This window comes from Mesorhizobium sp. NZP2234 (assembly GCF_013170765.1).
GTDB lineage: Bacteria > Pseudomonadota > Alphaproteobacteria > Rhizobiales > Rhizobiaceae > Mesorhizobium > Mesorhizobium loti_D.
This window is the reverse complement of record NZ_CP033364.1, coordinates 3,642,139-3,654,239: the sequence shown is the minus strand read 5'-3', so window position 1 is coordinate 3,654,239 and position 12,101 is coordinate 3,642,139. Positions and strand designations below refer to the sequence as shown.

The following is a 12,101-nucleotide window of genomic DNA, read 5'->3' as shown; positions in this document are numbered from 1 at the left end:
GGCTTTTTTGTTCCCAGATGATGGAAGAGGCCGCCGATCAGTTGGCGACAGTGTCTTTGACAGCCCTTGCCGTCGATTTGACATCCTTGCCGACGCCCCGAATGGTGTTGGCGCAGGCCGTAAGGGCCAGGGCACAGGCAAGAATGGCAATCGGCGCGATACGCAGCAGTTTCATGGACGGTGTCTCCCTCGACAGATAAATTAGCCCCGCAGCGAAAGCCGGCTCGACTTGGTCAAGACGCAAAAAACGAAACCGAATCAGACACACAGGCTGCTCGTCATCGCCTGCGGAATGATTGCGCGCGAGGTATTGGCCGTCAAGGAACAGCTCGGGCTGGATCACCTTGACCTGACCTGCCTGCCGGCGGAGTTTCACTTCTATCCCGACCGTATCGCGCCCGCCATGGACAAGGCGATCGGCAAGGCCAGGGCGGAGGGTTACGAGCACATCTTCGTCGGCTATGCCGATTGCGGCACCGGTGGCCTGCTCGACCGCGTCATCGAGAAGCATGGCGTCGCGCGCATGGCCGGCCCGCATTGCTTCGCCTTCTATCAAGGCATGGAAGCCTATGCCAAGGTTGCCGACGACGACATGATGTCCTTCTACATGACGGATTTCCTCTGCCGCCAGTTCGATGCCTTCTTCATGAAGCCGCTGGGCCTCGACAAGCATCCGGAGCTGATCAAGGACTATTTCGGCAACTACGAGAAGCTGATCTATCTCGCCCAGACCGATGATCCTGAACTCGACAAGGTCGCGGAAAAGGCCGCCGCACTGCTTGGCCTCGCCTATGAGCGGCGCGCGACCGGTTATGGCGACCTGACCGCGGGAATGGCGCAGGCGGCGAAGGTCACCTGAGCGCAATCTAACCTGGCCCGTTCTCAGCCCTTAACGCCGCCAGCACATCGGTAAAGCTCGTCCTGCAGACAAAACCCAGCCTGTCCCTCGCCCGCGACGCGTCATAGACCCTGTCGATGGAGGAAAACATCGTCCAGCCCTTGCGCGCGTAGAGCGCCGCGAAGTCCGGGAAATACCGCGCGACCACCGACGGCGCATCCCTGATCAATGCCGCGCAATCATCAGGTTGGAACGGTGTCGGCGCACAGACGATGAAAACATCGAAGCCAAGCTGTGGCGCCTTCTCCAGCGCGGCGACATGGGCCTCGGCCGCATCTTCCACCGTCAACCGCCGGAACAGCAATTCGTTCGCCTTGGTGTTGGCATCCGATTGTTCGATCGCATGCGCCATGTCATCGGCTTCGGGAAAGAAGCGGGCCGTGCGCAGGACGACCACCGGCAGGCCGTGCTCAAGATGATAGAGGCGGCAAAGATGTTCGGCCGAGAGCTTGGTGACGCCATAGATATTGCGCGGCTCCGGCGACATCGCTTCGGTTAGCCACGCCGCCTTGCGCGCGCCACCCTTGAAGCCGTCGCGTATCGCCTGCGAGATCATCAGCGATGTTGTCGAGGTGAACACAAAGCGCTCGACGCCGGTCGCCACCGCCGCGTCGAGCAGGTTGAGCGTGCCCTGCACATTGGTGGCGACGAAATCGCTGTTGGCGCGGCTCTCTATGTTGGGCTTGTGCAGCGCGCCGCTGTGGATGATGGCTTCGATACCATTATCCCTGACCGCCCGCATGACCATGTCACGATCGGCGATCGAGCCGATCATCCGCGTTTCGACCGATGGAACAGGGTCGAGGCCAATCACCTCATGACCAAGCGCGCGCAAGCGCGGCGCCAGGGTGCCGCCCAGCCAACCCGACGATCCCGTGAGCAAGATTCGCATGCGCCCCCACCATGATTTTTGACGGTGACGCTGTTAAGCACGGATGACAGGCGCGAGCGACCCGGTAAAGTCAGCCATCAGCCGGCAGAGGCGCCGCTCCGGACATTAACTGCCATTTTCAAACGCCATTTTAGAGACACGGGGAGTTCCAGATGATCCTTCGCCCACTGCTTGCGGCCATCGGCCTGCTCTGTTGCACCTTGCCAACCCTTGCCGACGGCGAGGTGCAGAAGCTGATCACGCCTGCCGACAAGACCCGTCTCGACAAGTATGGCGAGACGCGCAAGGCGGCGCTTGCCGAGGCGAAGGCGGGCAATCCGGCCGAGGTCAAACAGCTCGATGCCTTGCTGGCGAAGCCGCTGGTCTCGTTCTCCGACAAGGACCTGACCGGCAATTGGAAGTGCCGCACCATCAAGGCAGGCGGGTTGAGCCCGCTCGTCATCTATGGCTGGTTCAAGTGCAAGGTGACCGACGACGGCTCCGGCTGGCGGCTGGAAAAGATCAGCGGGTCCCAGCGAACCCAAGGCCGCTTCTTCGACGACAACGAGAAACGCGCCATCTATCTCGGCTCCGCCTCCGTCAACAACGATCGGGCCAAACCTTACGGCAGCGGCCCGCAGACCGACCAGGTCGGCTATGCCTTCCGCACCGGCGCCGGCGAATGGCGCATCGAACTTCCCGCACCCCACTACGAATCGAAGCTCGACATCATCGAGTTCAAGCGCTGAGCGTGGTCATCAAGATTTAACCCCCTTCCGGCACAAAATCCGGCCAGCACGCGGCAGCCGGCCGCATGCAAGGCAGGAAAACGGGCAATGTCTTCATCGGGAGCAACGAGCGCGCCGATCGTCGTCGTGACCGGCGGCGGCCAGCATGTCTGGGCCATGATCAACGCAATCGCCGATCGCGTAGGTCCTGTCAGCGTCATCCTCGAAATCCCTGAATCCAAAAAGCAATTGCTGCGTGGCCGGGCTCGGCGCCAGGGCTGGATCTCGGCCATGGGCCAGCTTGGCACGATGGTGCTGAGCAGGTTGGGCAAGCGGATTCTCGCCAGCCATGGCGCGCGATTGATCGCGGAGGAGAAACTGGAGGTCGAGCCGCGACCGGGCCAGGAGATCATCCACGTGACTTCGGCCAATGGGCCCGAGTGCCTGCAGGCGATCCAGAAGATCCAGCCAGGCGTCGTGCTGCTCAACGGTTGCCGGCTGATTTCGGCCGGGATGCTGAGCAAGATGCCCTGCCCGGTGCTCAACTACCATGCGGGCATCACGCCAAAATATCGCGGCATGAATGGCGGCTATTGGGCTCTGGTATCAGGTGACGCGCAGAATTTCGGCACGACTGTCCATCTCGTCGATGCTGGCGTCGACACTGGCGGCGTGCTGAGGCAGGCGCGTGGCAAACCGAAAAAAGGCGACACCATCTCAACTCACGCACTGCGCCAGGCGGCGTTCTCGCGCGACATCTGCGTCGAGGCCGTGCGCGATGCACTGGCCGGAAAACTCACGACGATCGACCCGGGCCTGCCTTCGAAACAATGGTATCACCCGACGATCTGGTTCTACGTCTGGACCGGCCTCAGAACCGGAATCTGGTAGGGTCTTTTCAGCCCGGCACCGCATAAGGCAGGACGGCTTTTTCGGCATGCCGAACCCGCCGCCGGTGCGCGTCGCAAACGAATAAAGACACCTTTCATTTTACGACATTGAAATGCGTCGCTTTTGAATGCGCGCGCGTCGTCCCATAACAAGCGGGCCCATTGCGCATGCGGCAATGCTCGATAGTTCGAGGAGCGAGAATTCATGGCCGATCTTATCGTCGTCTACTGGCGCGACATCCCTGCCCAGGTCATCGTCAAGAAGGGCCGGCAGAACGCCAAGCGTGAGCTGCCGCTGCGCTTCACCGAGGCCATTGACATGTGCGCCATGCGCACCGGCGCCGGCGGCACCGACGACTATCTGGCCGAATGGCGCAAGGCCGATCCGGTCCCGGTTGGCGACGACCTCGAAGCCGAGGTCGAAAAGGCTTTTCAGGAGCTCGATGCGAAATACGACCGCGAGCGGCTCGTCGCTCTGGTCAAGGCGGGCGGGAAAGAAAATGTCTGAGACGAACCCGGCGGTTACCCAGGCCACCCTGGTCAAGAAGGCAGCGCCGAAATCCGACTACAAGCCGGCCGACGTGTCGCCGCAGCGGCGCGTGCAGCGTTCTTTCGCGGTGAGGCTGTGGTCGATCCGGCATTCGCGCCTGCTCGAATGGTTCTATTCCCGTTTCGCCGACATGTTTCTGCTCCTGCACCCCCTGTGGAAGGGCATAGGCTACGGTCGCGTCGAGGCCCCGATCAAATTCGTCGAGAAGCGCGTCAAAGGCTTTATGTTCGACTGCCGCATGTGCGGCCAGTGCATCCTGTCCTCGACCGGCATGTCATGCCCGATGAACTGCCCCAAGCAACTGCGCAACGGTCCCTGCGGCGGCGTGCGTGCCAACGGCAATTGCGAGGTCGAGCCCGATATGCCCTGCGTCTGGGTCAAGGCCTGGGAAGGTTCGCAGAACATGGTCAACTCGGACAAGATCCTGGCCGTGCAGAAGCCGGTCGACCAGTCGTTGCGCGAAACGTCGGCCTGGCTGCGGGTCACCGCGCAGGCGGCGGCAGCCCGTGAAGCCGCTGCCGCGCCAAAGACCGGAGCCGCCGCATGACCGCTCGCCAGCGCGACGAAAACCCGGCCGGCATTCACTTGCCGCTCGATCCCCTGCCCGGCCACTCGTCCCGCGGCCGGCTGGAGCGCGTGCTGCGGCGCGGTGAATTCGCGGTGACGACCGAGCTCAATCCCCCGGACAGCGCCGATCCCGAGGACGTCTACAACAGGGCGAAGATTTTCGATGGCTGGGTCGACGCCATCAATGCCGTCGATGCCTCGGGCGCCAACTGCCACATGTCCTCGGTCGGCATCTGCGCGCTTCTGACCCGCATGGGCTATGCCCCGATCATGCAGATCGCCTGCCGCGACAAGAACCGCATCGCCATCCAGGGCGACGTGCTGGGCGGCGCCGCCATGGGTGTCGCCAACATGCTGTGCCTGACCGGCGATGGCGTGCAGGCCGGCGACCAGCCCGGCGCCAAGCCGGTGTTCGACCTCGATTCCATGTCGCTGCTCGAAACCGTCCGCATCATGCGCGACAACGGCAAGTTCCTGTCCGGCCGCAAGCTGACGACGCCGCCGCAGGTCTTCCTGGGCGCTGCCGTCAACCCGTTCGCGCCGCCCTTCGATTTCCGCCCGATCCATCTTGGCAAGAAGATCGCCGCCGGGGCGCAGTTCGTGCAAACGCAGTATTGTTTCGACGTGCCGATGTTCAGGACATTCATGCAGAAGGCGCGCGACCTCGGCCATACCGAGAAGGTGTTCGTCCTGTGCGGCGTCGGCCCCCTGGCCTCGGCCAAGACCGCCAAGTGGATCCGCTCCAACGTGCCGGGTATCCATATCCCGGACGCCGTCATCAAGCGGCTGGAGGGTGCCCAGGACCAGAAGAAGGAAGGCAAGCAGCTCTGCATCGACATCATCAACGAGGTGAAGGAAATCCCCGGTATTTCGGGCATCCATGTGATGGCCTACCGCCAGGAGGAATATGTCGCCGAGATCGTCGATGAATCCGGCGTGCTCAAGGGCCGCCAGCCCTGGAAGCGCGAAATCCGTCGCGACGACCAGATGGTTGCCGATCGGCTGGACCACATCCTGCATGACGAGATTACCGAAACCCAGGTGGATATGGTGAAGACCGCGCACTGATCCTGCACGGAGCACGAGCATTCGCTTGATCGAAAAGAGATAACGATATAAAGAACTCTTTATATCACGACGGAGAGATTTCATGACCCGGACCATCGTTGCCTCGGCGACACGAGAAATCATCATCGGCTTCGACCAGCCCTTCTGCGTGATTGGCGAGCGCATCAACCCGACCGGCCGCAAGAAGCTCGCCGCCGAGATGGTGGCTGGCAATTTCGAGACCGTCATCAAGGACGCGCTGGAGCAGGCCGCCTGCGGCGCCACCATGCTCGACGTCAATGCCGGCGTCACCGCGGTCGACCCCAACGCGACCGAACCAGCGCTGCTGGTGCAGACGCTGGAGATCGTGCAGGGTCTCGTCGACCTGCCGCTGTCGATCGACAGCTCGGTCACTGCCGCGATCGAGGCGGCACTCAAGGTCGCCAAGGGCCGCCCGCTGGTCAACTCCGTCACCGGCGAGGAAGAGAAGCTCGAGGCCATCCTGCCTTTGATCAAGAAATACAACGTCCCGGTCGTCGCCATCTCCAATGACGAGACCGGCATTTCGATGGATCCGGACGTGCGCTTCGCCGTCGCCAAGAAGATCGTGCAGCGCTGCGCCGATTTCGGCATCCCGGCGCACGACGTCGTCGTCGACCCGCTGGTCATGCCGATCGGTGCGCTAGGCGACGCTGGCCGCCAGGTCTTCGCGCTGCTGCGCCGCCTGCGCGAAGAGCTCAAGGTCAACACCACCTGCGGCCTGTCCAACATCTCCTTCGGCCTGCCGCATCGCCATGGCATCAACGCCGCCTTCATCCCGATGGTGATCGGCGCCGGCATGACCTCGGCGATCATGAACCCGGTGCGACCGCAGGAAATGGAAGCCGTGCGCGGCGCCAATGTGTTGAACGGCACCGACGAGAACTGCACCAACTGGATCAGGACCTACAAGGACTACAAGCCCGCCGAAGGCGGCCAGGCGGTTGCGGCGCCGACGCAGGTCAATGCTCCCGGCGAAGGCGGCGGCAATGGCGGACGCCGGCGCGGTGGCCGTGAAGCCCGGATGGCCAGGGGATAAGCGCGCAATCGTGAACCGAACTGCAAACCACGCTGAACCGATCGCATCATTGATGCGGTCGGACGCGTCTGCTTTGCGTTCAGGCGATGCCCGGTATGGCGTCGAACAACGTCATTCCCGTCCACGATCCGAATATACCGGTCACGCCGCCTGTGAATCCGGTGGCCAGGCATTGCGAAATGCGCGGCCATGGGCCCTTGAGCAGCCGCACCATGGTGAAGGCGGTGAATATGCCGGCAAGCAGGAGATCCGACATGATCGGTCTCTGGACCATCAGACATTCCGCCCAATCCTGAGACGATCCGTTAAACGGTATCGACAATTCTTACCGAGACACGTGCAAGCATGAATTCTCCCGCCAACATCACCGATCCGCTCGTGCTGTTCATGCCGTCGGGCAAGCGCGGCCGGTTTCCCGTCGGCACGCCGGTGCTGGATGCCGCGCGCCAGCTCGGCGTCTATGTCGAAAGCGTATGCGGCGGCCGCGCCACGTGCGGGCGTTGCCAGATCGAGGTGCAGGAAGGCAATTTCGCCAAGCACAAGATTGTCTCCTCCAACGATCACATTTCGCCCAAGGGACCCAAGGAAGAGCGCTATGAGCGCGTGCGCGGCTTGCCCGAACGGCGCCGCCTGTCCTGCTCGGCGCAGATCCTCGGCGACCTCGTCATCGACGTACCGCAGGATACCGTCATCAATGCCCAGACCATCCGCAAGGATGCCGATACCAGGGTGATCGCCCGCGATACGGCGATCCGCATGTGCTATGTCGAGATCGAAGAGCCCGACATGCACAAGCCGCTCGGCGACCTCGACCGGCTGAAGATCGCGCTGATGAAGGATTGGGGCTTTAAAAACCTCGAATTCGATTTCTACCTGCTCCCGCAGGTGCAGGGCATATTGCGCAAGGGCAACTGGACCGCCACCGCCGCCATCCACAAGGATGCCGACAGCGACATCGCACGCGTCATCGCGCTGTGGCCGGGCCTCAAGAACGAGGCCTATGGCCTGGCCTGCGACATCGGCTCGACCACCATCGCCATGCATCTGGTGTCGCTGCTCTCGGGGCGTGTCGCCGCTTCGTCCGGCACGTCGAACCCGCAGATCCGCTTCGGCGAGGATCTGATGAGCCGGGTCTCCTATGTGATGATGAACCCGGATGGCCGCGAAGGCATGACGGTGGCCGTGCGCGAGGCGATCTCCAGCCTCGTCGACAAGGTCTGCGCGGAAGGCAATGTCCAGCGCAACGACATCCTGGATTCCGTCTTCGTCGGCAATCCGATCATGCACCATCTGTTCCTCGGCATCGATCCGACCGAACTCGGCGGCGCCCCCTTCGCGCTCGCCGTCTCGGGTGCGGTGCGCATCAAGGCCTCCGATGTCGGCCTCAAGCTCAACCAGGGCGCGCGCCTTTACATGTTGCCTTGCATCGCCGGCCATGTCGGCGCTGACGCGGCGGCGGTCACGCTGTCGGAAGGCCCGCATCGCCAGGACGAGATGATGCTGATCGTCGACGTCGGCACCAACGCCGAGATCGTGCTCGGCAACCGTGCGCGGGTCGTGGCTGCTTCATCTCCCACCGGCCCCGCTTTCGAGGGTGCCGAAATCTCCGGCGGCCAGCGTGCCGCGCCCGGCGCCATCGAGCGCGTGCGCATCGACCCCGAAACGCTGGAGCCCAAATACCGCGTCATCGGCTCCGAACTGTGGTCCGACGAGCCAGGCTTCCTCGACAGCGTGCAGGCAACGGGCGTTACCGGCATTTGCGGTTCCGGCATCATCGAGATCGTGGCGGAGATGTATCTCGCCGGCATTATTTCCGAGGATGGCGTCGTCGACGGATCGCTCAGCCTGCGCTCGCCCCGGGTCGCCGCCAACGGCCGAACCTTCTCCTACGTGCTGAAGGAAGGCGAACCAAAGATCACCATCACCCAGACCGACGTGCGCGCCATCCAGCTCGCCAAGGCCGCCCTTTACGCCGGCACCAAGCTGCTGATGGAAAAGCAGAACACCGAGCACGTCGACCGCATCCACTTCGCCGGTGCTTTCGGCTCCTTCATCGATCCGAAATACGCCATGGTGCTGGGCCTGATCCCCGATTGCGACCTCGACAAGGTCTCGGCCGTCGGCAACGCCGCCGGCGCCGGTGCGCGCATGGCGCTCTTGAACCGCGGCTATCGCCGCGAGATCGAGGAGACGGTAAGCCAGATCGAGAAGATCGAGACTGCCCTGGAGCCGAAATTCCAGGAGCATTTCGTCTACGCCATGGCGCTGCCCAACAAGGTCGATCCGTTCCCGAAATTGTCGGCGGCGGTGAAACTGCCGCCACGCAAGACGGTCAGCGAGGATGGTGTCGCCGGCGACGCCACCCCGCGCCGGCGCTCGCGCGAAGGCCACGCTGCACGACGCGGCCGCGAATAGACGCGACTTCCGCAAGGCGTTTCAACCTTCAAAGTCATTTGCATGCAAATGTTTCCGGATCGAACCGATCCGGAAACCGAAACGCTGTTTTCGCGAAATCCATCCGATACATAACGAGCGCATTTAGCGGACATCGAACGACGGCCAGGGACGATCCTCGGCTGCCGTCGTCCTTCAAGGGAGATGAAAATGTCGATGTTCGAAAATCTTGGCCGCTTCGGTGTGACCATCAGGCAGACCCATGCCAGGAACAAGGCGATCCGTGCGCTGAACAGCCTGCCGGCGCATGTCCAGAAGGATATTGGCTGGCCGGCCTCGCCGCCGAGCGATCCACAGGCCGCGCTCACGTCGCTGCTTCTGGGCACGCCGCGCTGATGACCTTCGCCGACAAATGCAAACTGCTCGGCATGCGCCGGGGGTCTCGCACATCCCCGGCCCGAACCAGCAACCGGCTGCGCGTGGCGCTTTTGCCGCGCCGCTGACACGGAGCGCGCATCACACCGGCGTGTGGAGACAGCGTAAATCTTGACATTCTTGGCCAACGCACGATCTTCGCAAGAGAGGGGGAATTCTCTTAGTCGGCTGCAGCCGAAGTTCGTGTATCCGCATGCCAAGTTTGAAAAGCCACGTCGTTTCCTTCGTGCTCAGGCACAGCCGCAAGAAGGCGTTTTCCAGCCCTGAGAACCTGCAGCGCTGGATCGCCGCCGCGCGCAAGACCGAGGATCACCATCCGCCGGCCTCGCTGCACCAGCGCTTCGACATCGAGACACGTACCGTGGACGGCTTCCCGGTCTACGAAATTGCCCCCAGAGCCGGAGAGCATAGGCGGATCCTCTACCTGCATGGCGGTGCCTATGTCTTTGAAATCACACCCTACCACTGGCATCTGATCGCCGAGATGGCCGACCGGCTGGGCTACGGCATCACCGTGCCGATCTATCCCATCGCCCCGGAACACGATTTCCACGCCATGTTCGGCATGGTCGGCGATGTCTATCGTCAGATGCTCGACGAGTCGGAACCGGAGGACATCATCTTCATGGGCGATTCCGCCGGCGGCAACATGGCCGTAGTGCTGACCATGATGGCTGCCGAAGAGGCCCTGCCCTTGCCGTCGCGTCATGTCCTGATTTCGCCCGGGCTCGACATGTCGCTTTCCAATCCCGACCTGTTCGAGGCGGAGCGCAACGACCCCTGGCTCGGCATCCCGGGCGGCCTCGAGGCGATCCGGATGTACAGTGCCGGCATGGACCGCTGCGACTGGCATATCAGCCCGGTCTACGGCGATCTCTCGGTGCTGCCGAAAACACTGATGCTGACGGGCTCGCGTGATCTTTTGACCCCAGACAATCTGATCTTCGCCGAAAAGGCGCGGGCAGCCGGCGTCGAGGTCGATGTCGTCCATGAGGAAGGCATGTTCCACGTCTGGCCGCTGATCGACATGCCGGAATCACGACGCGCTCGCCAGCACATCGTTGCGTTCCTCAGCGAGAGCCGCTCACCGGTCAGGCAAGACATGAAAACAGGGTTGGAGGCGCCCTCCGCCGAGGCGGCGGAGTAACGCTTGTCCTTTCGATCCGGCGGCGGATCAGAACTTGCCGGTTTCCCGGAACACTTCGAACGTCGCACGGATGTGGTCGGCGACGGCCTTGACAGGCGCGCTGGCGTCCGGAGCCACCACCATGGCAAGATTGTAGGTGCCGATATCAGGCATGCCGTCCTTCGGGCAGAGTTCGACCATGTCGTTGCCGAGGAATGATCGCGGCAACGGCGCGACCGCGAGGTCGGCCATGATCGCGGCACGCTGGCCAGCCGTGTGCGCGCTCATATAGGCGACGCGATAATTGCGGCCCTCGCGCCCCAGCGCATCGAGCGCGCCGGCCCGCCAGGCGCAGCCCTCCTCCCACAGCGACACCGGCAACGGTTCGCGCAGATGTGCGCAGCCGCCCTTGGCGCCGGCCCACACGATCGGTTCGGTCAAAAGCACCTCGGCGCCGAGCGCGCTGGTCTTGTAGGAGTTGGTCAGAAGCGTGATGTCGAGCGCGCGGTCGTCCATGCGCCGGCGCAGATTGCTGCTCTGGTCTATGGTGACATCGACGGCGATCGAGGGGTGCGACTGCGCGAAGCGCTTCAGCACATGCGGCAGCACGCGCTCGCCATAATCATCCGGCGAGCCGAGCCGCACCACACCGACAATCTCGGGAATGATGAATTTCGACACCACCTCGCGGTTGATCGACAGCAGCCGGCGGGCATAGCCGAGCAGCATCTCGCCGTCCGTGGTCAGCGATACCGAGCGGGCGTCGCGCGCGAACACCGAGCGGCCAAGAATGTCCTCCAGCTTCTTGATCTGCATCGACACCGCCGAGGGTGTACGAAAGACGGCATTGGCGGCGGTGGTGAAGCTGCCGGTCTCGGCAATGGCCACGAAAGTGCGCAAAACGTCGAGATCGAGCAGTGGCAGCGGATGATTAAGCGGGGCGTTCATGGCGATCAGCCTTCAATTTTTCTGATACAAAGCATCATTCCATTTCGTTTGATTGAACATCAGATCGGGGGCATAGTCAACTGCATCGATTGAGGATGCTGCCACAAGCAGCCATGAAACGACCACGACACAGACCTGCAATCGACACGAAATGAAGCTGAAACAAACCTGACTTAGCAGTCGCCCCTGGCATCCCTGCCAGGCGCGCAAGGAGAAATGAAAATGTCTATCCTGTCGTCCCTCGGCCGCATCGCGACCGAATTCAGCGCGGCCCGCGCCCGCTACCAGACCGAACGCGCCATCCGTTCCCTGCCGATCGAACTGCAGAAGGATATCGGCTGGCCTGAGGCATCCGACACCAAGACCGGTATTCGCAACGGCATCGGATCCTGGGCTGGAGCAAAGTAGATCGTGTGTATCAAGCGCTGAAGGCCTGCCGCGCGGACCCAGCCCGGCAGGCCTTCTCTATCTTATTTGCATTCAAATGAGTTTCGAAGCCATGCGAGCGCTGCATGGCGCATATGAGCAAGCCGCATAGCGGCGCGGACTTCAAACTAACACTCTGTAAA

15 protein-coding genes are annotated in these 12,101 nt (G+C 62.6%); 11 read left to right on the top strand and 4 right to left on the bottom strand.

Features of this window, described 5'->3' with window-relative positions; all coding sequences use genetic code 11:
* Nucleotides 1–37: 37 nt before the first annotated feature.
* Nucleotides 38–175 carry an entericidin A/B family lipoprotein gene (locus EB230_RS18055; protein WP_019858698.1) on the bottom strand — a complete coding sequence of 46 codons (138 nt, stop codon included), beginning with the start codon at nucleotides 173–175 and terminating at the stop codon, nucleotides 38–40.
* Between the two features lie 54 nt (nucleotides 176–229).
* On the opposite strand from EB230_RS18055, the gene EB230_RS18050 reads away from it, so the two are divergent.
* A complete protein-coding gene (locus EB230_RS18050; protein WP_172373496.1) occupies nucleotides 230–859 on the top strand; it encodes a DUF1638 domain-containing protein in 630 nt (209 codons plus the stop codon).
* Between the two features lie 7 nt (nucleotides 860–866).
* On the opposite strand, the gene EB230_RS18045 is transcribed toward EB230_RS18050, so the two are convergent.
* The gene (locus tag EB230_RS18045; protein ID WP_056572571.1) at nucleotides 867–1,790 is read right to left on the bottom strand and encodes an NAD(P)-dependent oxidoreductase; all 924 of its coding nucleotides are present in this window, start codon (nucleotides 1,788–1,790) and stop codon (nucleotides 867–869) included.
* A gap of 152 nt (nucleotides 1,791–1,942) precedes the next feature.
* Here EB230_RS18045 and EB230_RS18040 point away from each other — a divergent pair, with 152 nt between their 5' ends.
* The 6 genes from EB230_RS18040 (at nucleotide 1,943) to EB230_RS18015 (ending at nucleotide 6,629) form a co-directional block, all read left to right on the top strand.
* Nucleotides 1,943–2,518 (top strand): DUF4893 domain-containing protein, encoded by a 576-nt coding sequence (locus EB230_RS18040; RefSeq protein WP_172373495.1) that lies wholly within the window; start codon nucleotides 1,943–1,945, stop codon nucleotides 2,516–2,518.
* Between the two features lie 87 nt (nucleotides 2,519–2,605).
* The gene (locus EB230_RS18035; protein ID WP_172373494.1) at nucleotides 2,606–3,388 is read left to right on the top strand and encodes a formyl transferase; all 783 of its coding nucleotides are present in this window, start codon (nucleotides 2,606–2,608) and stop codon (nucleotides 3,386–3,388) included.
* 204 nt (nucleotides 3,389–3,592) lie between these two features.
* On the top strand, nucleotides 3,593–3,895 hold the full coding sequence (locus EB230_RS18030) for a virulence factor (RefSeq protein ID WP_056572575.1): 303 nt from the start codon (nucleotides 3,593–3,595) through the stop codon (nucleotides 3,893–3,895).
* Nucleotides 3,888–4,484 (top strand): methylenetetrahydrofolate reductase C-terminal domain-containing protein, encoded by a 597-nt coding sequence (locus EB230_RS18025; RefSeq protein ID WP_056572577.1) that lies wholly within the window; start codon nucleotides 3,888–3,890, stop codon nucleotides 4,482–4,484. The genes EB230_RS18030 and EB230_RS18025 overlap by 8 nt, the downstream gene beginning before the upstream one ends.
* Nucleotides 4,481–5,572 carry a methylenetetrahydrofolate reductase gene (locus tag EB230_RS18020; RefSeq protein ID WP_056572579.1) on the top strand — a complete coding sequence of 364 codons (1,092 nt, stop codon included), beginning with the start codon at nucleotides 4,481–4,483 and terminating at the stop codon, nucleotides 5,570–5,572. The genes EB230_RS18025 and EB230_RS18020 overlap by 4 nt, the downstream gene beginning before the upstream one ends.
* A gap of 82 nt (nucleotides 5,573–5,654) precedes the next feature.
* Nucleotides 5,655–6,629, top strand: coding sequence for a methyltetrahydrofolate cobalamin methyltransferase (locus EB230_RS18015; RefSeq protein WP_056572581.1), 975 nt, complete (start codon nucleotides 5,655–5,657; stop codon nucleotides 6,627–6,629).
* 79 nt (nucleotides 6,630–6,708) lie between these two features.
* Here EB230_RS18015 and EB230_RS18010 read toward each other — a convergent pair whose 3' ends face one another.
* The gene (locus EB230_RS18010; protein ID WP_172373492.1) at nucleotides 6,709–6,903 is read right to left on the bottom strand and encodes a hypothetical protein; all 195 of its coding nucleotides are present in this window, start codon (nucleotides 6,901–6,903) and stop codon (nucleotides 6,709–6,711) included.
* Nucleotides 6,904–6,974: 71 nt separating this feature from the next.
* Here EB230_RS18010 and EB230_RS18005 point away from each other — a divergent pair, with 71 nt between their 5' ends.
* The 3 genes from EB230_RS18005 (at nucleotide 6,975) to EB230_RS17995 (ending at nucleotide 10,605) form a co-directional block, all read left to right on the top strand.
* On the top strand, nucleotides 6,975–9,044 hold the full coding sequence (locus tag EB230_RS18005) for an ASKHA domain-containing protein (protein ID WP_172373491.1): 2,070 nt from the start codon (nucleotides 6,975–6,977) through the stop codon (nucleotides 9,042–9,044).
* 189 nt (nucleotides 9,045–9,233) lie between these two features.
* A complete protein-coding gene (locus tag EB230_RS18000) occupies nucleotides 9,234–9,419 on the top strand; it encodes a hypothetical protein (RefSeq protein ID WP_056573465.1) in 186 nt (61 codons plus the stop codon).
* 232 nt (nucleotides 9,420–9,651) lie between these two features.
* A complete protein-coding gene (locus tag EB230_RS17995) occupies nucleotides 9,652–10,605 on the top strand; it encodes an alpha/beta hydrolase (RefSeq protein WP_172373490.1) in 954 nt (317 codons plus the stop codon).
* 27 nt (nucleotides 10,606–10,632) lie between these two features.
* Here the strand turns inward: EB230_RS17995 and EB230_RS17990 are convergent, their stop codons facing one another.
* Complete coding sequence (locus EB230_RS17990; protein WP_027043894.1) at nucleotides 10,633–11,532, bottom strand: LysR substrate-binding domain-containing protein; 900 nt, start codon at nucleotides 11,530–11,532, stop codon at nucleotides 10,633–10,635.
* 222 nt (nucleotides 11,533–11,754) lie between these two features.
* On the opposite strand from EB230_RS17990, the gene EB230_RS17985 reads away from it, so the two are divergent.
* A complete protein-coding gene (locus tag EB230_RS17985) occupies nucleotides 11,755–11,940 on the top strand; it encodes a hypothetical protein (protein WP_027061621.1) in 186 nt (61 codons plus the stop codon).
* The last annotated feature ends 161 nt before the right edge of the window (nucleotides 11,941–12,101 follow it).